The organism is Bacillus sp. MN7755, assembly GCF_054771475.1.
The window spans coordinates 46,974-72,169 of record NZ_BTRL01000031.1 but is presented as its reverse complement, the minus strand read 5'-3'; the positions used below and the strand labels follow the sequence as shown (position 1 = coordinate 72,169).

At 33.6% G+C, this 25,196-nt stretch carries 19 protein-coding genes; 3 read left to right on the top strand and 16 right to left on the bottom strand.

Annotated elements, in window-relative coordinates:
* Nucleotides 1-1,355: 1,355 nt before the first annotated feature.
* Entirely contained in the window at nucleotides 1,356-1,625 is a 270-nt protein-coding gene (locus ACYVEC_RS28685; protein WP_063223187.1) for a hypothetical protein, read from the top strand.
* Nucleotides 1,626-2,218: 593 nt separating this feature from the next.
* Here ACYVEC_RS28685 and ACYVEC_RS28680 read toward each other — a convergent pair.
* From ACYVEC_RS28680 to ACYVEC_RS28630, 11 genes are all read right to left on the bottom strand, one after another.
* Nucleotides 2,219-3,325, bottom strand: coding sequence for a hypothetical protein (locus ACYVEC_RS28680; RefSeq protein ID WP_063223188.1), 1,107 nt, complete (start codon nucleotides 3,323-3,325; stop codon nucleotides 2,219-2,221).
* Nucleotides 3,326-3,363: 38 nt separating this feature from the next.
* Nucleotides 3,364-4,470 carry a hypothetical protein gene (locus ACYVEC_RS28675; RefSeq protein WP_063223189.1) on the bottom strand — a complete coding sequence of 369 codons (1,107 nt, stop codon included), beginning with the start codon at nucleotides 4,468-4,470 and terminating at the stop codon, nucleotides 3,364-3,366.
* A 218-nt stretch (nucleotides 4,471-4,688) separates the two neighbouring features.
* Nucleotides 4,689-5,363, bottom strand: coding sequence for a response regulator (locus ACYVEC_RS28670; protein ID WP_063223190.1), 675 nt, complete (start codon nucleotides 5,361-5,363; stop codon nucleotides 4,689-4,691).
* Nucleotides 5,326-6,849, bottom strand: a complete 1,524-nt coding sequence (locus ACYVEC_RS28665) for a sensor histidine kinase (RefSeq protein ID WP_460509413.1) — start codon at nucleotides 6,847-6,849, stop codon at nucleotides 5,326-5,328. The genes ACYVEC_RS28670 and ACYVEC_RS28665 overlap by 38 nt, the downstream gene beginning before the upstream one ends.
* Before the next feature lie 239 nt (nucleotides 6,850-7,088).
* Entirely contained in the window at nucleotides 7,089-7,208 is a 120-nt protein-coding gene (locus ACYVEC_RS28660; protein WP_080468519.1) for a YjcZ family sporulation protein, read from the bottom strand.
* 44 nt (nucleotides 7,209-7,252) lie between these two features.
* Nucleotides 7,253-7,750, bottom strand: a complete 498-nt coding sequence (locus ACYVEC_RS28655) for a DM13 domain-containing protein (protein WP_063223192.1) — start codon at nucleotides 7,748-7,750, stop codon at nucleotides 7,253-7,255.
* A gap of 76 nt (nucleotides 7,751-7,826) precedes the next feature.
* A complete protein-coding gene (locus ACYVEC_RS28650) occupies nucleotides 7,827-8,906 on the bottom strand; it encodes a sensor histidine kinase (RefSeq protein ID WP_063223193.1) in 1,080 nt (359 codons plus the stop codon).
* Complete coding sequence (locus ACYVEC_RS28645; RefSeq protein ID WP_098556124.1) at nucleotides 8,903-9,616, bottom strand: response regulator transcription factor; 714 nt, start codon at nucleotides 9,614-9,616, stop codon at nucleotides 8,903-8,905. Before ACYVEC_RS28645 ends, ACYVEC_RS28650 begins: the two co-directional genes overlap by 4 nt.
* Before the next feature lie 373 nt (nucleotides 9,617-9,989).
* Nucleotides 9,990-12,206, bottom strand: a complete 2,217-nt coding sequence (locus tag ACYVEC_RS28640; RefSeq protein WP_063223195.1) for a binary toxin-like calcium binding domain-containing protein — start codon at nucleotides 12,204-12,206, stop codon at nucleotides 9,990-9,992.
* Between the two features lie 211 nt (nucleotides 12,207-12,417).
* The gene (locus ACYVEC_RS28635) at nucleotides 12,418-12,594 is read right to left on the bottom strand and encodes a hypothetical protein (protein WP_162532044.1); all 177 of its coding nucleotides are present in this window, start codon (nucleotides 12,592-12,594) and stop codon (nucleotides 12,418-12,420) included.
* Nucleotides 12,595-12,695: 101 nt separating this feature from the next.
* Nucleotides 12,696-15,101 carry a PAS domain S-box protein gene (locus tag ACYVEC_RS28630; protein ID WP_063223196.1) on the bottom strand — a complete coding sequence of 802 codons (2,406 nt, stop codon included), beginning with the start codon at nucleotides 15,099-15,101 and terminating at the stop codon, nucleotides 12,696-12,698.
* A gap of 1,836 nt (nucleotides 15,102-16,937) precedes the next feature.
* Here ACYVEC_RS28630 and ACYVEC_RS28625 point away from each other — a divergent pair.
* Entirely contained in the window at nucleotides 16,938-17,675 is a 738-nt protein-coding gene (locus tag ACYVEC_RS28625) for a terminase gpP N-terminus-related DNA-binding protein (protein ID WP_063223197.1), read from the top strand.
* 36 nt (nucleotides 17,676-17,711) lie between these two features.
* Here the strand turns inward: ACYVEC_RS28625 and ACYVEC_RS28620 are convergent, their stop codons facing one another.
* Nucleotides 17,712-19,166, bottom strand: a complete 1,455-nt coding sequence (locus ACYVEC_RS28620) for an FtsZ/tubulin family protein (RefSeq protein WP_063223198.1) — start codon at nucleotides 19,164-19,166, stop codon at nucleotides 17,712-17,714.
* Nucleotides 19,167-19,186: 20 nt separating this feature from the next.
* A complete protein-coding gene (locus ACYVEC_RS28615) occupies nucleotides 19,187-19,603 on the bottom strand; it encodes a hypothetical protein (RefSeq protein WP_063223199.1) in 417 nt (138 codons plus the stop codon).
* Between the two features lie 951 nt (nucleotides 19,604-20,554).
* Here ACYVEC_RS28615 and ACYVEC_RS28610 point away from each other — a divergent pair.
* Nucleotides 20,555-20,995, top strand: a complete 441-nt coding sequence (locus ACYVEC_RS28610) for a hypothetical protein (protein WP_180230808.1) — start codon at nucleotides 20,555-20,557, stop codon at nucleotides 20,993-20,995.
* Nucleotides 20,996-21,434: 439 nt separating this feature from the next.
* Here the strand turns inward: ACYVEC_RS28610 and ACYVEC_RS28605 are convergent, their stop codons facing one another.
* The 3 genes from ACYVEC_RS28605 to ACYVEC_RS28595 form a co-directional block, all read right to left on the bottom strand.
* On the bottom strand, nucleotides 21,435-22,067 hold the full coding sequence (locus ACYVEC_RS28605; RefSeq protein WP_063223202.1) for a sterol desaturase family protein: 633 nt from the start codon (nucleotides 22,065-22,067) through the stop codon (nucleotides 21,435-21,437).
* A gap of 21 nt (nucleotides 22,068-22,088) precedes the next feature.
* Entirely contained in the window at nucleotides 22,089-22,772 is a 684-nt protein-coding gene (locus tag ACYVEC_RS28600; protein WP_063223203.1) for a GntR family transcriptional regulator, read from the bottom strand.
* Between the two features lie 175 nt (nucleotides 22,773-22,947).
* Nucleotides 22,948-24,645 carry a helix-turn-helix domain-containing protein gene (locus ACYVEC_RS28595; protein ID WP_063223204.1) on the bottom strand — a complete coding sequence of 566 codons (1,698 nt, stop codon included), beginning with the start codon at nucleotides 24,643-24,645 and terminating at the stop codon, nucleotides 22,948-22,950.
* Nucleotides 24,646-25,196 lie beyond the last annotated feature (551 nt).

The following is a 25,196-nucleotide window of genomic DNA, read 5'->3' as shown; positions in this document are numbered from 1 at the left end:
TATTTTCAAACTCCATTCTTCTTGTGATAAGTATCCTTGCTAGTCATGAACTGAAATGAGCTACCAGGAATATAGTATTTCTTACACTTCTTTTTTCTTTTCTCTCTCTCCTTTTCTTTAGCAATTTTCTGTAAATCCACTTTCCATTATCTTAATAAATCTTTTTTTCGCATCGGACTGTGTTCCCCTTGAATTGAATTAATCACCCAAGATATATATATTTAATCCAATTGTCTATCTTATTTGTATTACTATTTATTCTGTAATTTATATATAATAAAAGGACACCCGTTATGGTTGCTTAACTTTTCTATCGTTAAATAAAGTCAACATCATCTTCATTAATACTTTTAATAACAACGACATTCCTACTTTCTATTGGAAGCTTCGGCTTTTGTTTTCTTTTTATAACTGAAAATTCACCCTACTCATTTTCAGTTAAATCGCTTCAAAGTCTTTCATTATAATATATTGGTACTTTAAATACATTTTTACTTTATTTGGATATGTACAATTACATAAAAATATGTATTATTTGGTCTAAAAAAGTCTTTTCATGTCGATTCATGTAGATTAAACTTTAAATATAATGGTTTTATGTTTTTGCTTCACCCTCTTCATAGGAGAAATGAAGGGTTGTTGTCATTTTCGTAATAGTAAGCACTTACAAAACGTCCAATCATTTCGATATGTAATATTTCATAAAACATTGTTGGTTTATTTTTTAAAATATTCAGGGGAAATAGATCCAATGCAACAGAATAATTTATCAGACAGGGAGAAAATGATCGTATGTATCCAAAATTTATTGATAAAATAGCGTTTTCGAAAGCGCATAAAGAGTTATTAATTAAACTGTATAATAAAGAAATTTCAAGAAGCGAGTATAATCAATTGGTAGATGTTTTTTATCGTCCACAACAAAAATAAATATGAAGTACATGTTTATTTTTTTATGTCTATTATAATAAGAAAGTTTGTTTATATCATTTTTGGGGCAAGCTCATCTGCTAGGTTGGTAGGTATGTGGCGGTAGCCCTACTTCAGAATGTTATCTCAAATTTCTTGACACATTGTTTTTCATAGAAATCACGTCACTTCAAAAGGTGTATCCTTTGATACACAATGGTGATATTCAGTCTTTGTACAATTGGATTTTTTAAGTAATGTAGTAAAAATAATGAATGACACAGCGAAAATATATAACTATGTATTATTTGTATTTATCTTGCCAGCAATAATTTATTATTTATAAGCTTCTTATCAAGAAGGGAAAAACACTAGCTTAATGACAGTGTTTTTTCCCTTATAATCTACGGAGCAATATATATTATTTAGGAAAAAACGGGGTTAGTATGCTTAAAAAAAATAGAATATGCACAATTATATCGATTATAATACCGATTTTATTGATTTTATCCATTGTTAATGTTGCATACAAAATTATTTTAACTGAATTTTTTGGAGTCTCTATACTTTTACCTGTATTTCTTTGTCCAATTGGATTTATTCTAGCTATATTTTCCTATCAAGTAGATAAAAATAGCAGAGCGAAAATCGGGATAATATTAAATGTGGTAGTATTTTTGATTCCTTTTATTTGGGTAATTAGAAGAATTATGTAGTTGAAATATATTCCGGACATATCTCCTATATCACTAAATCTATGGAGAAATAAAAAAGGAAGAGAATTTTTATAATTCTCTTCCTTTTTTATTTACGAGAAATTTCGTTTTCAATTGTTGTTTAGTATTTCGAAAAATGCTGTAGAATTTTTCTCTATCATTATAACAGTATAAAAGTTGGTTCTAAGATGCAATATTGCATATAGGAATGTATCGATAACAACGCAAGCGCTTACCATAATGAAAAACATAAAGCTACATCACATCTTAAAGCATAAGTAGAGGAGGAAATAAAATGCATAAAATAACTAAGAAACAAATTCGCCATATAAAAAAACGCCATTCATCATTTCACAAATGACTCCTTGTTATCGAAATATATTTTTTTGTTTAAAAATCAACCCTTCATATGCAACATTACATATCACAATCTTTATTTGTTCTGCTATAATTTAAAGAGTAAATTATTCATCCATTAATTTACACCATCCATATCTACAGTTATGGAAACCCTAATTACATATAAAAAAGAGAGAAGAACATTGGTGAGTTCTTCTCTCTTTTTTATTTACCCTTCCGCACTAAATTAATTTTCACTTTATAACTTGTTTGCAATATTTACACATACCACGCCTCCGGTAATAGTACGCAATCGTAGCACCAAACAGAGCTACTCCCCAAATTGGCCATAATAACTCTGGACCTTCCAATGCCCATCCCCTATGATCTAGGCCCCCTTTATTAATAAACCCCCGGATGTACATCAAACCAGCCGAAGTAACCATAATGGAAACCAGTGAAGCAGGAATAATTGCTAATGACAAAGGTACACGCCTACCAGCAATAAATGGAAACCAACGCGGGAAAATTTCTCCCCAGGGCTGAATAAGTCCCAGCGTAAGAATTGCCCCTCCGAGCGCTACAGTAGCTAAAGATGCGCCCATTAACCAAATTCCAGGTGAATCACGTTCAAAAGAATCCAGTAATTCTTTGGTAGTTCCCAGTGGAATGCCTATCGCCCAACACCATCTTGTTATGGAATAACAGATAGGAATTATTATGGCAATGTAAGTGCACCATTTCCCCCAAGATGCTGCTGAGGACTGTGTTGTCCATTTTGAATGATTACTATTTCGACCACAATACGGACAAGCATTTCGTGTTTGACGTTGATAGACTAAAGCAGTCGCACTCCATAGAAACGCCCCTAGCATACTAATATATTGATTTACAATCGTCCAGTACATCATCTGTTCAAAAAATTTCACTCCATGCGGAAAATCAAATGGTGCTCCAATCAAAAAGATAAATCCATATGCTGCAGACGCTAAAACACGGTAGTCAATAACAGCAAACAATAAAATCGCTACTAACATATATACAAATATGAGTAATACGATTCGTAACAGGCCCTTGCCCCAGCCACGAATCATCATGACAGCTACAATGACCCCCATTAATCCAAAGCCAATCATTATAGGTGCACCAGTCTCAGGCCTCAAACCAGCTAGCATTGAGTATTCAGGTTGTGGATCCCCTATTCCAAATGGAAACCCCTTGCCTCCCAACGCCCAATACTGACCTAATATCACATACATCAACGACCAAATAACCGCCGTATACCCAATCCATTTGGGCCATAATGATAACCATCTAAAAATATGAATTCCAGTTTCGCTTTTCTTCTCAGTATTTGACATCGCGAAAGAACAACTCCTTTTTTTAGAAAGTGATATTGCTAGAACCTTCTACAATAATTACACTGTCCTCGCCTCCTTTGATAGTAAGAAATAGTCGCTAGCCCTAATGCTATTCCCCATGGAAGCCAAAATAGTGAGGGCCCTAATTCTCCCCAATTTCTAATATTGATGGAACCGTCCACTATTTTTGAAATGATAATTGGGCTTATTTTTAATCCTGCGAGAATGAGAAGAACAGATGCACATGTTGCTGGTATCACCGCGAACCAAATAGGAACACGTTTGCCACCCAAATAATAGAACCAATGAGGAAAATTTTCTCCCCATTTTTGGATAAGCCCCAATGTCAGAATAGCACCGCATATGGGTAATCCACCCAGAACAACCTCTATCATACGTTCTGCAAGTGATTGGCTACTAATTGTCATTGCTGCTGTATTGCTCATCCCCAATGGAATCCCTGCAGCCCACGTTAAACGAACAATCGCATAAGGAAGTGCCATAACGATAGCAATATAGGTTGCATATTTCCCAATTTCATTTCCTGCAATTGATATATCTTGAGTCTCTTTTTTCCGCCCACAAATCACACATGCACCTCGGCTCCGCCGCTGATAAGCTAAAGCTGTGGCTCCCCATAAAAATCCTCCTCCCATACATAGAAGTTGATTTAAGACAGGCCAATCGATGAGTTGAAAATGTAGCATGAATGAATAAGCGAAATTCTGTAATACTCGGACATCAGGAATCACAAATACTAAGGTGATACACATTATCCATGCGAAAATGAGCAGGATTGCACGTGGAATTATTTCTCCCCATATTCGGATTGTTGCCAATGCAAAGATTGATCCAAGCCACCCGATGCAAGCGATTGTTACTCCTCCCACATCTGATTGTATGTTTGCTAAAAATGATCCCATCATACCCCCTCTGGAATCATTCTCACCAAAAGGGAATCCTGCGCCTCCTAAAGCCCAATAAGCCCCCATAAACCCGTAAGATATGGACCAAACTGCAGTTATATAGGCAATCCACCGATTCCAATTTGATAGCAAAGAATTCCGCTTTTCCGCCCTGTCTTTCAATGTACCTTGTGAATCGTGATCTTTCGACCGTCGTATATGATTTAACTTAAAAACCATATTCTTCAACTCCCCAGTGTATATTGATGAATAAGTTCATATTATGATAAGAAAGCTAATTTGAAACGGACCTCTAGAACTGTTTATAAACAGTTCTAGAGGTCCGTTTAGTGAAGAAATTCCATAATCACATTTGTAAGGGAACAACCTGGAAATATTGAAAAACAAAATACCAATTCCATATAATGGAATTGGTATAAAAAATCTTCTAATCTATATTAAAAATTTTTTTCCTGATTCGGACGCATAAACCCTTGTTCCCAAGCAAAAACAGCAGCTTTTGTGCGATCAAGCATATGCAGCTTACTTAGAATGTTACTAACATGACCTTTAACTGTCTTTTCACTAATGAAAAGCCCTTCAGCAATTTCAGCATTCGTAAGCCCTCTAGCAATCAACCTTAATACTTCTAATTCTCGTTCACTTAGCTCAGAAAACGGATTGGGAGATGTCTGTTTCGTAGCACGAATCTCATTAACCACCCGTGCAGCAACCCGTGGATGCATAATAGATTCACCTTGTACACCTCTCCTTACAGTTTCAACCAATTGATTAGGCTCAATGTCTTTAAGTACATATGATATTGCACCTGCACGTAATGCCGGAAAAATGTATTCATCCTCATGATATGAAGTCAACACAATCACTTGAGAACGAGGACTAACTTGCTTAACTCTTCGAATCGCTTCTACACCATTGATACCTGGCATCACTAAATCCATTAGTACGATATCTGGCACAAGTTCAGTAGCTAAAGCCGTAGCCTTTTCACCATCTTCAGCTTCTCCAACTACATGAAAATCAGGTTGAATTGTGAATAGAGCATTCAATCCTTGTCTTACAATGGTATGATCATCAACTATTAAAATCGAAATTAGATCTCCCTTTCCCATGATCTATCACCTCTTCTGAATTACAATTTACATTCGGCTTGTTATCTTCTTGAATGTCTGATTGTTTACACTGAACAGTAATTTTCACACCTTTCTCCATCTCACTTTGGATATCAATATACCCCTTTAACGTATGAATCCGTTCACGCATAGATGACAAACCTATTCCTTGGCGATCCAGTCTTTGAATATCAAACCCGCAACCATTATCATGAATAGAAAGAGTTACAACTTCTTCACAATCTAGATGAATCATTACCTTATTCGCCTGACTGTGGCGTGCAACATCATTCAGTGCCTCTTGTGTGATGCGAAAGAAAGTCTCCTCAATAATGGGAGATACTTGTCGCTGTCCACTTATCTTCAAATTAACTATGATACTTGTTTGTTCTTGCCACTTCGCCACATAATCCTTTAATGCATATGCTAAATCCTTCCCCTCAAGTGCGATAGGACGTAATTCTTGAATCAATGCATTTAACTCGTGCTGAGTTTGATGTAAAACATTCTCTGCTCTTAACAAATGCTCTTTAGCTTTGCCTTCGTCTTTTCCGATAAGGGATTTGGTAGTGTTCAGCCAGATTGATGTAGCAAATAATTGCTGCTTAATACTATCATGTAGCTCACGGGCTAATCGATTTCGTTCCTCTAGTGTTGCTAAATCTTGACGGATTTTAAACAAGGTGCGTAGTTGTTTCGCCATCTGATTCAGCCTACGTGCCAACTGCCCCAATTCATCCTTTGAAGGATCTTGTACAAATGTTGTGAAGTTTCCATGACTCCATTGGTCTGTAGAAGTTAATATCTTTCGAATACGACGAACGAGACTTCGAGACGTTATAATTCCAAAAGTAATACCAACAATTGCTGCACCAATAAGGAAAGCCAACATACTAAATCCAAAAAACTGAAAAGTAGCCTCCCAAAAATTACTGAGTGAAAAATGTATGTTTTTTGCTTTAACCACTAATACCCCACGTACATCCTTCTCATTTGCTAATGGAGCAACAATATATAAAATCTCATCCTTATAGTAACTATATGTTTTAAATTTACGCGCTTCAGATGGTTTCAATGACAACGCTGTATATATATGCCGAGAAACTTTCGCAGGAAATTCCGCTTTATAATCAATAAACTGCGGCACATCTTCTCCAGCACTTGCAAGTATATTACGATTAGAATCAATGACCACAGAAAATCCATCGAATTCAGTTCCTACTTCAATGGGCCAATCATCTAATGCTTTCTTCAGTTGATTTTGATTAATAAATGTTCCGTTAAAGTTAGAAGATATATTTTGAGCTTGTATACTTATCTGTTGTTCAAACATTCGATCCGCATTATATTTCACTAAACTAAGTGATATAAGAAATCCCATCACTTCAAGTGTCAATAGTACCCCAATGGTTGTTAATACATAAAATAAAGTCAGTTTCCACTGTAAACGTTGGAAATGTCGGCCAAAACGAGATAAAAATTTCATGTTCTTTCCTTCCTACTTAAAAATGTAGTAACCATTGTATCATTCAACTTTTACTAAAATCTCCCCCTTACTAAAGGATACGTTTTGTAATTAAACATTCCTCCCCTCAAGTGGCTTCTGTATATAATGCATTTTAAATTTAATTTTTCTTGATAAATCAAAGATTTCCTGGCATACTCTTAAAATTATTTGTGCACGAATTAAGAAATATAAAAAAGACACTCTTATGAGTGCCCTTCTTAGCAACTAAATCTGCTGCAGTTAGCTCCAACTATGATTAATAAGATAAAGAGCACGACCAGTAAGGCGAATCCGCCACCGTATCCACAACCTCCGTCGCAACTACCACCATACCCCATATGAACCTCTCCTTTGAATAAGAGGAAAATTTTTAAGTCCATATTTAACTATTAAAATAAACCGCACCAAAGTTTTCATTAAATCTCTTACACCAAACAGAAACCGAACCATATACACTTACATCTACCCCTTCAGGAATTTCGTAGTTTTGGTCTCCTTTATTTCCCTTTAATTTTCCTAATTCAATATACTGATAGTTTTTCACGTCTTCATTATTTTTCAAACGATTTGTAGGAACTAATACAACTCGTACATCTGGCCCATTAGATGTTGCAAAATCAGAAAGTCGTAAAACACGTTTTCCATCCGCTAATTGATGAATTTTTGCCGTTCCAGTTGTTTCATGGACACCGTTTTGAAACTGCCCTTCGCTTATTACTCGATCACTTTGTTGCTTTACTTCAGCTGATTGTACCTCTGTTTGTGGCAATGCTTCATTGACGTGGTTATCAATAAATAATTTCTCTGGTCGGAACAATGACCATAAAATCCCCAATACAATTATCAAACCACCTATAAACCATACATATTGTCTTTTCATAAAGTAAAAAACCTCCTGTAACATACTGTGTAGTAGTATGTTAACAAGAAGGTCTTTCATTTTTCTAACGTAAATGTTACAAAAGTCTTTCAGCCGTCTTATTTTTTTCTGATGTGATGGGAAGAGTAAACCAAAATTCACTTCCTTGCTTACCATCTGCGCGATTCCTCACACCAATTTCCCCTTTGTGCATTTCAATCAATGATTTTGCAATAGCTAATCCAAGTCCGGATCCTCCAGATTGCGAACTTCTTGATCGATCTGTTCTAAAAAAACGTTCAAATACGCGTAATTGATCATTTGGAGAAATCCCCATCCCTTCATCTCGCAAAGTGAATTGGACCTGCTTAGTTTGTTTATTTTCCTCTACAGTCAATTCAATTGTTCCAGATACAGGAGAATATCGAATTGCATTATGTAATAAATTACCTATGACCCTTTCTATTTTACAAGGCATAATCAAAAGTCGAGGTAATGTATCTGGAACATCTAATTGCACATGGATTGTTTTGTCTCCTAATAAGACAGAATGTGACTCTAATACATCTAATAAGACTGTATCTAAATGTGTGAAACTTGGGTGAAAATCTACTTGCTCAAACTCTAACTTTGAAAGATCAAATAAGTCGTTAATTAATCCACTTAATCTTTCTATTTCTTTTAAAATCGTCGCTAAGTATTGCTTTTTCATTTCAGGATCTTCAATCAGGTTATCTTGTAATGCTTCTATCATCAATTGCATGCTAGCCATAGGTGTTCGTAAGTCGTGTGAGATATTGGTAATTAGCTCCTTACGGGATTTTTCCTGTTCCTCTAACTTAGTAAACCCCTCTTCTAATTTTTTTGCCATCTGTTGAAAGGCTGTTGCTAATTCTTTAAACTCCCGTGGTTCTTGCCCAATTATATACATCGTTTCAAAGTGTCTATCACTAAATTGTTTCGTCAATTTTATTAAATTTTGTATAGATCTCATGATAGGACGTGTCATTAACCAAAAAATAAACGTTGAAATAATAAATGCCACAAATGCGATCACTGTTAATAACCGCGTTTGTTCCGGTTCAAGTAACATTTTCGTCTCACTATACCATATAGCAATTACCATAATACTGGTACTTAATAAATTCATGAGTAACAATTGAATACGTAATCTCATGCTTCATTTCCTCCATTTGGCTCAAAGCGATATCCTATACCCCAAACCGTATGAATCCAACGATTCTTTATTGTATGCTTCTCGAGCTTTTCACGTAAACGACTCACTAGCACGGTAACTGTGTTTGATGCACCTTCATGCCCAAAATCCCAAATTAGTTCAAGAAGCTGCGAGCGAGAAAATACTTGTTTTGGATGCTTTGCCATGAGATAAAGTACCTCAAACTCTTTCACTGTTAACTCCACTTCCTTATCACAAACAAGTACATATCTTGTCTTTGGATATATTTTTAAATCTGGAAATTCTATCACTTCCAATAGAGATTCTTTCGCTTGTATCGGTACCTGGCTTCCTCTTCTAAGTATAATTTGGATCCTTAATACTAATTCACGAGGGGAAAATGGCTTTGTTACATAATCATCTGCCCCTATTGTTAAGCCTAAAATTCGATCCCTTTCCTCTCCCTTAGCAGTTAACATAATAATAGGGACAGTTGATTGTTGACGAATTTCCTCGCATAATTCCCATCCATCTTTTTTTGGCATCATCAAATCTAATATAATTAAATCTGGTTGATGTGTAAGAAATAAATCCCAACCTTCTTTGCCATTTACAGCGGTATATACCTCATATTCTTCTCTTTCTAAATACCGTTTGCATACTTCTCGAATATTTGCTTCATCTTCTACGATTAAAATTCTTTTCTTCATATACTATCCTCACTTCTTTTTCACCAATAACAAAAAAATTCTATTTTTCTGTAATTCAATAAATATATCTTTATAGGTAAAGATGTAAAATCTGATCGCATCAATAAATCAGAATTCCACATCTCGGTCTCGAAACGAATGAAAATTCAGAAAAATATTTATGTAATACAGATAGTAATCTTAACATTTGATTACTTATATGACTAGATAAACAATTAAAATAGTAGTATCTAAACGAAATAAATTAAAAGGAATGAGTCCGATTCAACATCGAACTCATTCCCTATTAGTATCCTAAATTTTTGCATCTAATTTTTCGGATCCAGTTCATTACCGGTTCTTTTTTCAAACTTAGCAACAGAACTGTTACCTATTACTGAACTCTTGATAGATTCCATGCTATAGTATCAGTCCCATTCTCTCCATTGCCATATTTCATATAATCAATTAAATATCCTACCTTTAACTTGTTACCATTAGATAGTATGTTCCATTGCTTATGGTATCCAGTGAAGTTCTTTGGGTATGCATGATTAAATTTAAAAGTACTTGCGTTCTGTTTTTGATCTAAATGGATATAACTATCTTGAAGCTTTAAATATGCATAATCTGAATAAATAGGATTCTGGAATTTAATTAATACCTCTTCATCCTTTTTAATTGGTTTTCCAGGTTTAGGTTGACCTACTCTTTCAATAATTACATTCACTTTTTCATCGTTAGATTTCTCAGCCCAAAGATACTCCCATTTATTCCCGGCGTGATGACTTCCCCAATAAGTTGTATTTCCATATGAAGCTACAGTATATGGAACTCCTTCTGTAACAAATTCACCTGAATTATCTACTACATAATCTTCAAATTCTTTATTAGCTTTAATTTCGGCATCAATATTTTGTGTAGGCGTTAGATTGTGTGCGTCATTGATATCAAATCTAACTTTTCTGTCCGCTGCAATTTCAGATTTAATAGGGTGTATATTTTCTCTAGACTCATATGTATATCCATTCTCGCGTTTAACTAGTGTTACTTTTTTTGAGGGACCACTCCATTTTGTCCTATAAGTAGCAGAGATTTCGTTGCTCACCCCAAATAAACCAGGTAAGATTGATGCCCGAATCTTTTGTGTAACAGGATCATAGCTACCTTCTACTAATGTTGGTTGCTGTAGTTTTGCAAAGGCACCGTGTACAGAGTCTTTATGTAAATAACCGCGATCTCCCTGCCCCGCTTTTAAAGCGTTCAATGCATCAGTTCCATTATTATCTGAAACCACTGATACTTGATTATTACTTTTTGCCTTGTTTACAATATGCTTTACTTTATTCGTATCTATATTAATATGTTGAAAAACTTCATTATAAGATAAAACTGGCTTATCAGCAAGGGATTTGTCTTTAGGAGTATACACCCTAAACTTTGGTATATTCCCCATATCTGTTTCTAATTGTTCTGTAGCTGCATTTACTCTAGATTCATATCTCCCTGAATCCCCCAAATGCATAACTTCTTCACCTTTTTCGATGGATAAATCCATTGTACTTGTAGGTAAAACTTCAATCGAAAGAATTTCCCCTTGTTCAACAGCTTTCAATTCATCCAATGATAAGACAATATTCGCATCTGCTTGTCCCTCTAAACTGTCAATTACTACTTCTGTTTTATTCCGTCCACCTTTTTCTGTACTTAAATAGTTTGCCTTATAACGATCTTGTGTTGCCTTTACGGTATTAATAATTTTGTTTCCTAAACGCATATTAAAATGAGGCGAAACATTTTCAGCGGATGCTGTGCCTACATTCTTATATTCCAGATGTACCCGTACTTTTGCTGCGTTCGCTGTATCCACAGTTGTTGCGGTAGACCAATCAAAATTATTTGTATAACTCTCTGTTTCAGTAGTTGTTTTTGAATATCCGTATCCCACGTTTGCTGAAACACTTCCGGAAGGAACAGGACCGGCTGCTGAGCCTTCTACACCACCTGAACCACTTAGACCTACATTAAATGAATGTTGTGTAGATACGCTTTTTTCCCATCCTCTGCTAACTGATCCACCATTATTATCCGTAATGGTTGCAATAGGAATTACTTCAATTCGTTTGACACCAATTTGTAAATTTGGCATATTGGCAACTATCGGATTGAAATTAGTATCAGAATCATTGTTATAATTCTCGACCTCATACATATCAGTAAAAGGGTCACCATCCGTATTTGCATTCATAGGATTCGATATAAATTTTGGTTTCCCTTTATCCTTCTCAGGATCCCATGCTTTCGCTTCATTTTTCCCAGTTTGTGAATTGAATTCAATTTTATATCCATTAATCTCTAAGTCGTTAAAAATACCATCTTTGTCCCAATCATTGTTTGCCATTTCAATGTTTTGTGTAATGAGCGAACCTATTTCCCCATCAGATCCGAGCGTGAAATTCTTATCTTCTTTTTTTGCATTTGCATTCTCTTTGAATATTTCAACTGTACTTCCTGGATTCGGCTGTTTTACATCTGCTAAAGCAGGAGATGCTAAAGTCAGTGCCATCGATACACTACCTAATACACTAAGTGCTGGCTTCAATTTTTTCATTGTTATTTTTCCTCCTTGGTAAGATTAATTTCATCATATATAACAAATCTTTCATTTCTCTCTCATAACTGTTAAAAAAATCTCTCGTAAATATTACAAAACACTTACAGAGTTTTGTAAGGCTATATAATTTGTATATGAAACATCAAAAAAGCAGCTAGCTAAAAAGCTAACTGCTCACTAACAATAGATTTAGTTTTTAGATGTGTCCTTAACTCGATAATCTTCTAAAGTGTTTACAGTAGAAGAAATCTGTTTCTGCTTTAAAATGATCAATAGTTGCTTGTTTAGCTGTTTTTTTAGTCTTTGGCCACGCTTCTTTACTAAATTCACCTGGTGTTCCGTAATCCATAATTTCATATACATAAGCACCTAGTGTTAGTAACATGGCACTTCCTAATACAAATAGAGAATTCCACTAATTTTTTACTCATGTTCATCCACAATTCCATTCTATAGTTTCTAACAAAATTTCAGTAAAAGAATGTATTAATTTTGAAGTGTACAAATAGGGAGAGTGACTTCAACTATAGTTCCCTTATTCACTTCACTCTCAATAAATACCTTTCCCTGATGTGTTTCGAGAATTTTATAACAGATCATTAACCCTAGGCCAATCCCATCTTCCTTAATACTATAAAAAGGTTCTCCGAGATATGGTATACGTTCTTTTGGAATCCCGCATCCTTGATCGATAAAACGAATGCTTATTTGATCATTTTCAAGTTTATCAATTTGAATCAGAATTTCCCCTCCCGTTGGCATGGATTCAATTGCATTTTTCAAAATATTAACAAATACTTGTTTTAATTGATTTCCCTCACATGGGATCAATGGAATACCAGGTATAAAATCTGTTCTAATTTGTATATTATTCATCAATGCTTGAGGTTGTAGTAGTATTAAAACTTGATCCATTAGCACACTAATATCATTAGGTTGTATCTTAACCACTTGTGGTTTGGCTACCGCCATAAATTCATTTGTAATACTTTCTATACGCTCAATCTCTGATGATACTATATTTATATACCCCTGATTATTCTCATTTTCCGTTGATTTTAGTAATTGCATAAACCCTTTCATTGCGGTTAATGGATTATTAATTTCATGAGCCATCGCAGTCGCTAATTGTCCTACGACAGCAAGTTTTTCAGATTTCCGTAATAATTCTTCTGTTTTTAACCGTTCAGTGATATCACGAGAAATGCTAAGGAAAACTTTTTTACCATTTAAGTTAAAAATACGAACACTAAACTCAGTTGTTATTACTTTTCCTGTTGGAAAGACATATTCATCTTGCAAAGTGAAGGAAGTTTGTCCCTCTCTAATTTTTTCTAACAACCTTATAATCATTGGAGAATCTTGTGGTACTACATTTGGAAATGGTAAAGAGAGCAGCTCTTCTCTACTACATCCAAATCTTTTACACCCCACAGGGTTTACCTCAACAAATCGACTTGGAACATAATCTTCATTCAGCTCTACTACATATACTGCGTCAGTTGCTTGTTCGATTAGTGCACGGTACTTCATCTCACTATCTCTTAATTGTTGGTGTAATCTATGCCGTTCTCTTTCTGCTTGTTTTCTTTCAGAAATGTCTCTACATATTGCTGATAAAGCTATCACATTAGCCCTTACATCTAGTATAGGAGAAACTGTCAGACTAACATCAAGAAGACTTCCATCGTTACGTTGTCTAACAGTTTCTAATCTAGTAACTACGGATTCCCCTGTTAGAATTTTCTGAATATTTTTAAGCGATTCATCCATTAAGAACCCTGGTACACAAGGTAATCTCTTACCTATGATTTCTTGTGATGACCACCCAAATATCTTTTCATAAGCTTTATTGGCTTGTAAAATATGCCCTTCTCGATCAGATATGGTAATAGCATCTACATTATGCTTTATAAATGATTCCAGTAATTCTTTGGTAGCTCTTAATTCTGATTCTACCTTTTTCCTTTCGGTTATATCGACTGTAGAACCAACAACTTCAATAACTTGTCCATTTCGTTTAATCGGCCTAAGCGCAATAAGAATAATAGTTTTATCATTCGGCCAAGGTAATTCGAATATAATTTCTTTCCCTTCCCAAGCCTGAAAATAATACTTCATTAATTGTGGAACTAAATGGGGTGGAATAATAGAAGCATCAATGGTACGTAAGCTTTTTCCTACCACCCGTTCAGGATAAATTCCGTTTTGATAATAAAACTGTCCATCACACAAAGTGTGTATAAAGTGCTTATCCACTTTTTTAAATTTAAAAATCCCCCCTTGAAGCTCATGTACGGTATCTGTGAGTTCTTGCTTCGATTTTTTTAATTCTTGATTCATTTTAGATAAGTCCTGTGTTAAATAATACAATCTCTGGTAAGCTTCCATAAGAAATAGCCCGATTAAAAGTCCTAAAGCTATATATAATAAGCCTTGAGTGTAAAGCAATGTAGTATTAAAGAACACACCAATTAACCACTTTATTCCGGCAAAAACAAAATAATATAAAGATGCACTTTTAAAAGGATGAAGGTTTTTAAAATATGTTTTAAAAGTAGCAAATAGTATACTCATACCTAAATAAGCAATCACAGGAGGCTCCCAATACCCTCCAATGTAAAAGATGCGCATTATAATAATGCTAATTAACGTAATCCAACCAGCAGTGCGACCAAAGTAAATAAAAGATAGAATAAGAGGAACAACTCGAAGATCGTAGGAAAATCCCATGTACGGAAAAGAAAAGAACATCAAAGTAACTGCGATAATCCCTCCATAGAATTTTTCGAAATATCGCCTGGAATTAATTGTAAATACTTGAATAAATATTGCTGCGCTAACTAATAAAGAAAAAATAGATAGATTGATGAAATAGTCTTTAATAATCATGTAATGTCCCTCCTTGCATTAAGTGTATTCGACAAAAAAGCAAAAAATCCTACAAAAAATATAATCGGTTCAGGTGCAAAAAATTCAAAATATGTGTAAGTAATCTCTAAATCTTGGACATACTGATACTGTTACTCTAAGAAGTTGCGGAGTCGGTATAAATATTAAAGAATTAGTACTCCTTATAAAAGATTCTTCTCGAAGGATATCAACATAAGATTAACATTTTGCAAAATAGGATCAAAATGCAGATCTGAATTGAGATTAACATATCAACAGGCATTAACATGTTAACCTTAAAAAGAATAAAAATGTCAACTTCATTTCAACCTCCTTGATATTAGCGTTAACAAGAAACTAACAATACATGGATAAACCTATGGTTTGTTAGAACGGGAATTGCAATAAATAGTTTTTTGTAACATGTAACTTATAGATTCCCAATCCGATTTTAGATATACAATTCAAAATTTAGCACTCCTTACAAAGATATTCTCCATACAGGGTGTTGATATAAGATTAACATTTCGCAAAGTAAAATTGGAATACATAACAGGAATGAGATTGACATATCAACAAGCATTAACATGTTAACCATTAAAAGAATATGAATGTTAATCTCATGTCAACTATATTCGATAGTAATGAAAACAAGACATTAACAACACATCTATAAAACTATGGCTTTATTAGGACGAGAATTGAAATATGGAAATCCACATTAGTTAAGAATCGTACTTTATAAATCACTAGAAGTTCCGATTGGAAAATTATTAAGAAATATAGACTATCAATCAAAGTTTTATCCATTATGGTGAATTCAATTCAATAGAATAATACATTGATATGAGCAAAATTACTTTATAATATACGACTTAGAAATTTTAAATCTACTCTTGGGCATATAATTGAAGGATCTATACTTTAAATGAAGAAATTCTCCCTATAAGTATTGACATGAGATTGACAGTGTGCGGAACCGAATTTGCACACATACCAGAAATGCACATTAACATATCAAAGAACATTAACATGTTAATGTCTCGAATAACATAATTGTTAATCTTATATCAACTAGTCTTAATTCTTTTGATAACAAGACATTAACAAAACATCAATAGATGGGGATTTTTATTAATGAAAGCATTACTATACCAAGAATCTATTAAAACACTTATATACTAAGTACTGCAGCTATTCAGCAACGAAGTGAATAGTACCTTGAATAGCCGATAGCTCAACTAACTATTAGTAGTTAACGTTCATATAAACCTATAATAGTTATTACCGAAAATTACTTTACTAGTCTTAGAATCAGTTAAAAAGAGACAATACACTCTATTAGCCACATAGATATCCGTTCTATATTCTCAAGTGTTATCAATGGAAGAGGCTAATACTACAATTATTAATAATATGGACTCTTTTTATCATATTTATACCTATTATTTTTGAAAGTTCAATGCTATATCCTCATAATTTATTTACAAATCGGTTATATTTACTTATCATTAATAGTATGTGAATAAAACTGTCAATCTCATAGCAACAATTTATAAGGATATGAAGACAAAAGTTACTTCATTAATCCTATATAACATTGATGCATTTTAAGTCCCAGTTAACAAAACATTGCCATTTAGCGAGAGTAAACGCCGCTTTGTTAATGTGCTGTTAACACTTCGGATTCAACATGTTAATGTCATCTTTCATGTTAATATCAGATAAGGAAGGGATTCCTATTAATATCGTCGAAAAACACTTAACATATCAATCTCATATTTCATGTTAATGTCATTTATCAGCACAATTACATACTGTTAAGGAGGTAATACTATGATTAAACAGGAAAATCAATCCGAACAAACCATGGTAGATGATGAGAACTCATTACACGAAGACGCTTTTGAAAAAGCCTGGCGAATAACAGAGTTTTCTAAGTTAGTAGGTAGACACCATAATACTGTTTATAATTGGTTTAATACGTTAGAAGAGAAGGGATTGCACGGGACTCTTAGAACCAATAATACAAATGAAAAGCTATATAATTCATTAGATTTAAATATAGCTCTTTTCATAAAGCAGAAAAGGGATGAAAAGTGGTCTTTAGATGCCATAATCGAACTTTTACCACATCAATTCGAACTAAGGCCAGTATCTCCTGAAAATCACTCTAACGAAATATTATCTCAAATTGATTTTCAGGACGCGGCTGAGACAATTGAAAAATTGGTGGAACAAAAAGTCCAAGCACATTTACAAAACATCGAAATAGAATTTCAAGAGAAATTTGAAAATGTATTAAAAGCATTACCTCAGCCTGAAGATCCAGTTGCTATGAAAGAACGCCAAAGACAAGAAAGAATGGATAACATAATAATTGAACATAGAGCCCGTAAAGAGTTAAGAAGACAAGCTGAAAAACTCTGGAATGAAAAACCTGAGGAAGAGCGTGTGAAAAAAGTTGGTTGGTTTAAAAAAGAGGAAGATTTAGCAAAAAAACACCTATTTATAGAGAATTATTTAAACGAAAATATGATAGAGTATATGAAATCTATTATGGCATCAGAATAAAAAAGAGGCCCGGGACATTCCCAGGCCTCTTTTTTATTATTTTGATGTACCAAACATTTTATCTGGATCCATAAATGCAGCTAATTCTTCATCATTCTCAGCATCTGCTGATGGCTCCTCATTACTTGTTCCCATATCGATGTAATCACCGAAATTAATACTGAAATCATCATCTTGATCTTGCATTTCAATTGTACTAATTTGGGATTTTTTAAACTGAATTTGGTTTTGCTTCTCTTTAAATTCATTGAATTCTTCAACTAATCCTTTGGACAAACGAGATGGTAATGCATCAGTTTTATAGAACGTGTAAACACTGCCCATAAAATCATTTTTACTAATTAAATACCCATTGAATACCGTACCGTTGATTGGTAATGTATTTGTAACCTCTACTTTTGCATCATCCATAAATGAATCATCAATATTCTTTTGTTCATCTAGAATTGCAAGCATTCCAAAATGATGCACCTTAGAAGCCTCTAGCTCACCATCATCGTTCTTTTTCATTAACTCTATAGGATGGTGGAAAGAGCTTCCTTTCAACGATTCTGAGAACATATCTACTATTTCTTTACTATTTTCTATTTGATTCATATTGCGAGAGATTTTATTAATAACTAGACAACCAGTTTTCTCTAATAAAATACGTTTAAAGTCCTGTGAGTCTAAAATAACAGATGTTCCTGCGCCATTAGAAGCTGTATTTAATTCATGGATGATTTCACCAATGCGCTGATTTGCATAGTCTCGTGAATTAGCAATACCTTTTTTCTCATTTTCGTTTAATCCCTTAAATTCATCATAGAAATGTTGGTTATCTGCGAAAACAACGAATGCAACACCTTTTGCTGGGTCATTTGCTAACTTCCAAATCTCTTGAGAGAATTTATTTACTTGTCTTAGTACATCAGGGCCATCGGCTCTTACAGGGAGTGTCACAACAATACCCATTTTAATAAAATCTTTACGCTCAATTGCATTACTAAATGCAATTTTTGCATACTTTTGTTGATTTGCTATTAATTCCTCTCTAGGAATTTTCATTGCCATACTTTTAAGTTCTTCAGCGATGACAGGCTTATTATGAAAAGCGGAGAATTCTTCAATTGCTTTAATAATTGTAGAAGTACCCGTTCCACCGCCTAAGCCAGCAAAAAATAGAACCAATTCATCTGTTGGTCTTACACGCTCTGTGATGAATTCTTTTAACTTTTCTTTCGCTTCATCATTTGATTCTAGTATTTTTACAGCACGTTCTGGATTCTTCCCTAGTCCGCCTAATTTTAGTGATACTTGATTACTTGTAGGCACATTTTTTAATTCGGCTAAATCACCATCGTTACTATTTAGGGCAAGGCAGTTGTACACAGATGTTCCATCCGTATGCTTATATTCAGCAAATTTATCTACCATTCTAGTTCCAGCCTGACCAAAACCAACCATTGTCATTTTTACTGCTACTTCGTTTTTCAGAAAGTTCTTCGCCATTATTTTATCTCTCCTTTTTCTTATCCATTGGTTTGTTTACGTCTTCCGAGTTCAATTAACACCTGTTGTCCTCTAATTGTTGAGATTAAAAATTTATAAGGATGCATAATCTTTTCAGTTATTAATGACATTGAAGATAATGTACTAACACTTACTTCAGCTGATCTTCTTGATATATTGGTTCGTTCAACCTCTAATGAGTACGATTTTCCCTTTAATTTCTTAACTCTCCTATCAATTACAACATTACCTACTATTTCATTTATTGAGATGCCTCTCATATATTTTGTCTCTTGGTATTGTTTATTTACCTCAGATCCTATGTAATGAAATACATTATAAAGTATTTCGTCTTCTTCAAGAATGTCTGCAAACATGTTCACAACTTCATCAGGAAATTTAATTACTTTATATTTTTCGCTCAATACCTCGTTCAAGTTGCCTCCCCCTTAAAACGTTGGTTAATTATTCCTACGAATATATTACATTATTATAAAGCGTATATCAAGTCATTATATACAGCACTTACATATAAAGCGTGTAAGTATTAAATTAGGCTGAGATGTTGATATATAAACACAAATTTATACGACGTATATGTACGATGTATGTTGTATATGTCAATTATAAGTTTCATGTAATTAACAATATCATTTATAAAACTATAAATTCATTATTTAATTTGACATTCTTTTAAATAATCCTTTATAAAAAATATCAAATTACAAACATTTCAAGTTAAAAAACTTCACAAAGTATCCATACGCTTTATTTATAAACTGTATTTATAAGCCCTATTTATAGGATGTATATATAAACCTTTAAAAACAAAGGTTTTATAGTTACTATATCAATTTCATATTAACATATTTAACACATTCTATTTCTGCACATCTTATATATAAACCTTATATATAAGATGTGCATGTAAAGGGTGTATATAATGAAAAAAGCATTGCTCTTTTCATATCAAATGGTTTGATATGAACTTACTAGTTTAATAAAGATATCTTCCTATTCATTTTTTCTACCATTTATATCTATTGATAAAGAAGCTCTGTCAATGTCATGAAATAAGTTCTCTTATTTGTTATTACCTTACATACTTACAAATTCAGTATCTCTAGTGTTAGGTTCTACACATTCACTTGTTAATCTCATATGTACACTATCTTTATAATTAACATGTAGGGTCATAATATTAATAAATTCAACTAAATTTATTATAATTTTATTTAAGTATAGATTTACTAATTGAATTATACATATCACTGTAAAACAGCTATCCACTTAACAAAGCAATAGATACATAAATGACAGTTAATTCTGATCAAGAACTTGGATTTGATGTATATCCTGATAAGAAAGAGGAAGAGGGGGATTTAAATATGAAAATAATAAATAAAGTTTTAAGCGATTTTGCTAAAGCTAATGCGGAACTACATGTGAGTAATTATTATGAGCTTACTCTTTTATCAGAAAATAAACAGGAAAGTATATATAAGCTTGCAAAAATGGCTACACATGCTACTAATAATGACACAATAGAACTCATACAGTTGAAAGAATGGGAAAAAGATTTCCTTATTTGTCAATACCCTGATGGGGAGACAGCTTGGTTTGGAACAATACCAAATGGATATGATTTACATGGATTGACAGCGAAGGAATATATAATAGAACAGTTATTGAATGAATTCGAACAAGAACTTGAAGAAGTTTATTGGGTTAAATTAAAAACAGAAGATTATTATGCATGCTGTTATGAGGAATATATCTTTAAAACGAATAGGGGCATTTATTTTTTTAGTATGCAAGTCCACGATTAAAAACATGAAAACGTTGCACCATTTGGTTAAAAAGGTATCTAGATGAAAGAGATGATGAGGGGCTGTATTCGTCGTGCTTTCACGCCTAAATATTCCGAGTTTCTCCGCAATAATATTTTCAGGTGCCATAGCTTTGCGCGAAAATTTTCTTTTGATACGAAGATTCTTCTGGAACGAGTCGCTAAAGAAATCACTGGGGCAAACGCGATACAGATTTTAGATAGCATCTGCGAAACACTTCGTGAAAAATGAAGCAATGCTAAGAGGAATAGAGAAAAAAGCTGGTACATTTTTCGGTAAGAAAAACTTTAAAGCGAGCCTTATGCAATCTATCACCATGCTTACTATTCAATAGGAAAAAATGCCTGTCACTCCCTGAGAAATGTCGAAGCTGCAAAATTCATTCGACATTTCCAGGATGATGACAATGGATTGTTTTTTATAATTCTATTTTCTGGTCACCACGTTTTTCTAGGTTTTTAGCAGTTTTACTTTGGGCAACATCCTTTTGGTCCTTAAAGGTGCCCATGAGAAAATCAAAGGCTGGATTCGTAACACCATACCAGTAATTTTCATTTTTAAAGTGATGCCATAAATGAACTTTTTTCATCCATCGTCCCCATGGTGATATTGGTTGAAGGGGGCGATGCGCAATATAATGCTTCCACTCATAAAATAATAAAAAGAGCATAATACCTGCAATAAATGCGTTTGTCATGACAAAGCTGGATGAAAGAAAATAAAAAATTGCTCCTGAAATTGCAATGTTTGGCACACTATACCATAAGGGTAAAAATAATAAATGTAATTCATTCGGATTTGTATGGTGGTCATAATGTAGACGCTTAAGCATTTTTAATAAAAATGCATTCTTTGGTGGCTTTAGATGAAAAATAAACCTGTGAGTAGCATACTCAGCTAAGGAATACATAATCATTCCAAAAATAAAGGCACCCCAACTTCCGATAGAGGTTAAATGTAAAATCATAAATCCAAAGCTAGTGAGGAAAAGACAGCTCATGATCAAAATATCAGGATAGGAAAAATATTCTTTAAAATATTTTAGTTTCATTTATCACGCCTCCAGCTTTCTTTATTTTTTTCTATCTTTCCAGAGAGCCAAGCTTTTCTCCAATGTTGTCTTACACAATCTTTCTGCTTCAATTGCATCTCCCTTTAATGCAGCTTTTAATAAGTCCTGATAATAGTTGAAGGATAACTCACGATGCTCTTTTACAGAAAAGTACCTTTTTGCCATATCTACATAAATAGAATCGAAGCTATTTAAAATGAGTAGAAAAATCGGATTGGCAGCAAGCCCAGCACACCTTTTTTGCAAATCCCAATCAAATGCTGCATAGCTTTCTGCACTATCTTCAAGTTGCTCTAGATTAGCAAGGAGAGCAACCACTTTAGGTTGATTAAACGTAACAGCATTACGAATATAAGTCGGAGTCAACGAACTTCTAAATTCTAATAAATACATAATAAATTCATCTGTAATGGTATGATGATTCTCAACCATATTAATAAGTGTCGTTAGATTACCATTGCTCCAATAATCATTAATAATCGATGGCATTCCTTTTCTCCCGGTTATCCATCCACTCCTTCCTAAACGTTGAAGCGCCTCACGAATAGTTGGGCGACCAACACCAAATTTTTTCGCAAGCTCTCTTTCCGGCGGTAAAGTACTTCCTACAGAATAAACACCCGCCAATATGGATCTAATTAATTCATTCTCAATTTTATCTGAGGAGCGTTCCTTTTCTTTCAAGCCATCTTCCCCTTTATTTTGTGGTAATACATGTTAAATATATTGGTAATACCAAAAATTATATAACGAGTTTGAATTTTCCGTCAATAAAAAGGAGCGAATTTTTATAAATAGAATTATCGAACAAGCCCTAAAAAAGAGGAAACCATTTTCAAAGTGGTTTCCTCTTTTTTGCTTACATAGACTCGATTATCATTTGTCTTTCATACCATTTGGTTAATTTATCATTAACACTGTTTGAGATGCGTTTCATTTTCTTATTACAGAATCTTGATAGTGTAGCAGGGGATAAACCTAACTCATCTGCTATTTCGCGCATCGTTCTATTTTGATACATATGTTGGTGCATAATTTTCTCTCTAATTAGCTCCTCAGTACTTACTGTACTTTGAGCTATCGTATTTGTAATCAAATTATTTTCTTGCATATCCGGAGTAGCAGTTACCTTTTTCTTTGCCAAACTCCCGATATTATCCATTAACTCTTTTGGTGGTAAAATGATGATTCCTAATTTTGAGTAATAATTCTTAAACCAATTCCGTTCTCCAATTCTTGATTCATCAATTTCCTCAGCGTACTCCCAATGTGAAATAACCTTTTCTTTTTCTAAATCTATTAATACATTTTCTAATTGCTCACGAATACGGTGCGGGCGTCCCTTAGCTATATTAATCCCCATAACAGACAATAGTCCTTTTTCTCCACCAATTGAATATGGTCTTTTTAAATTACTGTACTGTTGTCGAATTCTCCACTGCCAAGATAAGTAGCGAATTAGTCGCTTATGGAACTTGTGTCGATAACTATTATACTCCAATGCTTTTTTTGATAGTAACGCTGTTGTGCTACTAGATCCGTATAAATACATTGATAAAAAGCTACCCGGCTTTATTCTACAAGATTCAATACCTACATAATCATTGGTATTTTTATCTCTCCAAAGAACTACAGAATCTAAAACAAACAGTCTTTTAATTATTTCACGTTTCATTTCAAATTGCTCACCAGTTTCTGCACGATCATTTAAAACTACGACCTCATTATCATCATTTAAATAAATAAAGATACTTGCCAAGGCAGCTATACGTTGTGCAATTTTAATTTTATCTTCTGCGCGATAATACTCTATACCGTTTGCTGATGCTTTTGGTATATTACACATATCTAGGACATTTTCATAGCTGAAATCAATAAAATCATCTGGAGATTTCGCTTGATTCAACCACTGTATTGTAATTGTATCTAGACAGTCTGCAGTAAGATCATCCATGTTGCTAATAACACCATCGACTAGTATTGACCATCTTTCTGCTTCATTAGTGTTTACAAGCCTTAAATCTTCATCCTTGTGCGACGATAGCTGGGCAACTCCACTTGTATTTTTCGTTTCTAATGGTAAAACAGGTACTGCTCCTACTTCATCTTCTTCAAAGTGATTCTTGGCTATACCATCTCGTAGTTGATAATATACCGCATCATTGCTTACAGGATAGTAATCTTCTTGTAGTTCAATTGAATGCTCTTTTAACTTTTCATCAGTTGTATTAGATATTATAGTCGTTTCAACTTCTTCAGGCGTACCTCCAAATTCTTGCTCTATTATTTTATCGAGGACATTTTGAATCTCAATTTTATATTTATCTAGATTTGCGTATATATTCAATAATGAAATCCCTTGTTCTTGTTTCTGACCTAACCAAGAGACAAGAGCTGAAAAAGAAGGGGATATATTAGCTGAAGTTACTACTTTGTCATGATTTTTCTGTACTTCCTCATAATATCTATTCCACTTTTCCCATAGCTGCGTGTTCTTTTCATACATTGGAGCAGCAAGTAAAAGGGCATCGCTAAATAACACCAATACTTTCTCCATATTCCAAAACCTCCTTACAAAATTACCACCAATTAAAAATATAAATTATAGAACTTGAGACGTCATAGCTATATGGTGGCAACATAGTATATAGCTTGAAATGTTATCAGAATAATCTATATTGAAAAATGATTTACTTAACAGTATTTGTACTATCAAAAAAACATCCATGTACTTGTATTATATAAAACTGTGCTTATTTGTAAAATTACTACTTTACACCACAATCTCTGCGCCGGAAACCCATTTCATATTAAATAATGTAAATCGTACTTTTGAAGCGAAACTAGAATACCCATTTTCTTACAAATGAAATGAAACATTATGGCTGTATGATAACAATTACTTTCTTAACAAGAAACATCATTGAAATGTAGGTTTCATCTAAAAAACTTTGAAAGCCATTCTATACAACGATTCAAATACCTCTACTTTTATGAGACACCATAGCTGCATTGTGGTAGGTACTATTAAAAACTTAAAACGGTTTAGATTTATGGTGACAAGTCTGTTCTGAACAAGAAACGCCAATGGATTTCCGGGTTCCAGTT

Bases quoted from the DNA above. Each gene is read 5' to 3' on its own strand.
- ACYVEC_RS28625 (WP_063223197.1), top strand. From the start codon at position 16,938: ATGATTAAACAGGAAAATCAATCCGAACAAACCATGGTAGATGATGAG.
- ACYVEC_RS28605 (WP_063223202.1), bottom strand. From the start codon at position 22,067: ATGAAACTAAAATATTTTAAAGAATATTTTTCCTATCCTGATATTTTG.
- ACYVEC_RS28685 (WP_063223187.1), top strand. From the start codon at position 1,356: ATGCTTAAAAAAAATAGAATATGCACAATTATATCGATTATAATACCG.
- ACYVEC_RS28635 (WP_162532044.1), bottom strand. From the start codon at position 12,594: ATGTTACTAACACTAGGTGCTTATGTATATGAAATTATGGATTACGGA.
- ACYVEC_RS28675 (WP_063223189.1), bottom strand. From the start codon at position 4,470: ATGGTTTTTAAGTTAAATCATATACGACGGTCGAAAGATCACGATTCA.
- ACYVEC_RS28680 (WP_063223188.1), bottom strand. From the start codon at position 3,325: ATGTCAAATACTGAGAAGAAAAGCGAAACTGGAATTCATATTTTTAGA.
- ACYVEC_RS28665 (WP_460509413.1), bottom strand. From the start codon at position 6,849: ATGAAATTTTTATCTCGTTTTGGCCGACATTTCCAACGTTTACAGTGG.
- ACYVEC_RS28650 (WP_063223193.1), bottom strand. From the start codon at position 8,906: ATGAGATTACGTATTCAATTGTTACTCATGAATTTATTAAGTACCAGT.
- ACYVEC_RS28660 (WP_080468519.1), bottom strand. From the start codon at position 7,208: ATGGGGTATGGTGGTAGTTGCGACGGAGGTTGTGGATACGGTGGCGGA.
- ACYVEC_RS28595 (WP_063223204.1), bottom strand. From the start codon at position 24,645: ATGGAGAAAGTATTGGTGTTATTTAGCGATGCCCTTTTACTTGCTGCT.
- ACYVEC_RS28630 (WP_063223196.1), bottom strand. From the start codon at position 15,101: ATGATTATTAAAGACTATTTCATCAATCTATCTATTTTTTCTTTATTA.
- ACYVEC_RS28670 (WP_063223190.1), bottom strand. From the start codon at position 5,363: ATGGGAAAGGGAGATCTAATTTCGATTTTAATAGTTGATGATCATACC.
- ACYVEC_RS28610 (WP_180230808.1), top strand. From the start codon at position 20,555: ATGAAAATAATAAATAAAGTTTTAAGCGATTTTGCTAAAGCTAATGCG.
- ACYVEC_RS28620 (WP_063223198.1), bottom strand. From the start codon at position 19,166: ATGGCGAAGAACTTTCTGAAAAACGAAGTAGCAGTAAAAATGACAATG.
- ACYVEC_RS28645 (WP_098556124.1), bottom strand. From the start codon at position 9,616: ATGAAGAAAAGAATTTTAATCGTAGAAGATGAAGCAAATATTCGAGAA.
- ACYVEC_RS28640 (WP_063223195.1), bottom strand. From the start codon at position 12,206: ATGAAAAAATTGAAGCCAGCACTTAGTGTATTAGGTAGTGTATCGATG.
- ACYVEC_RS28655 (WP_063223192.1), bottom strand. From the start codon at position 7,750: ATGAAAAGACAATATGTATGGTTTATAGGTGGTTTGATAATTGTATTG.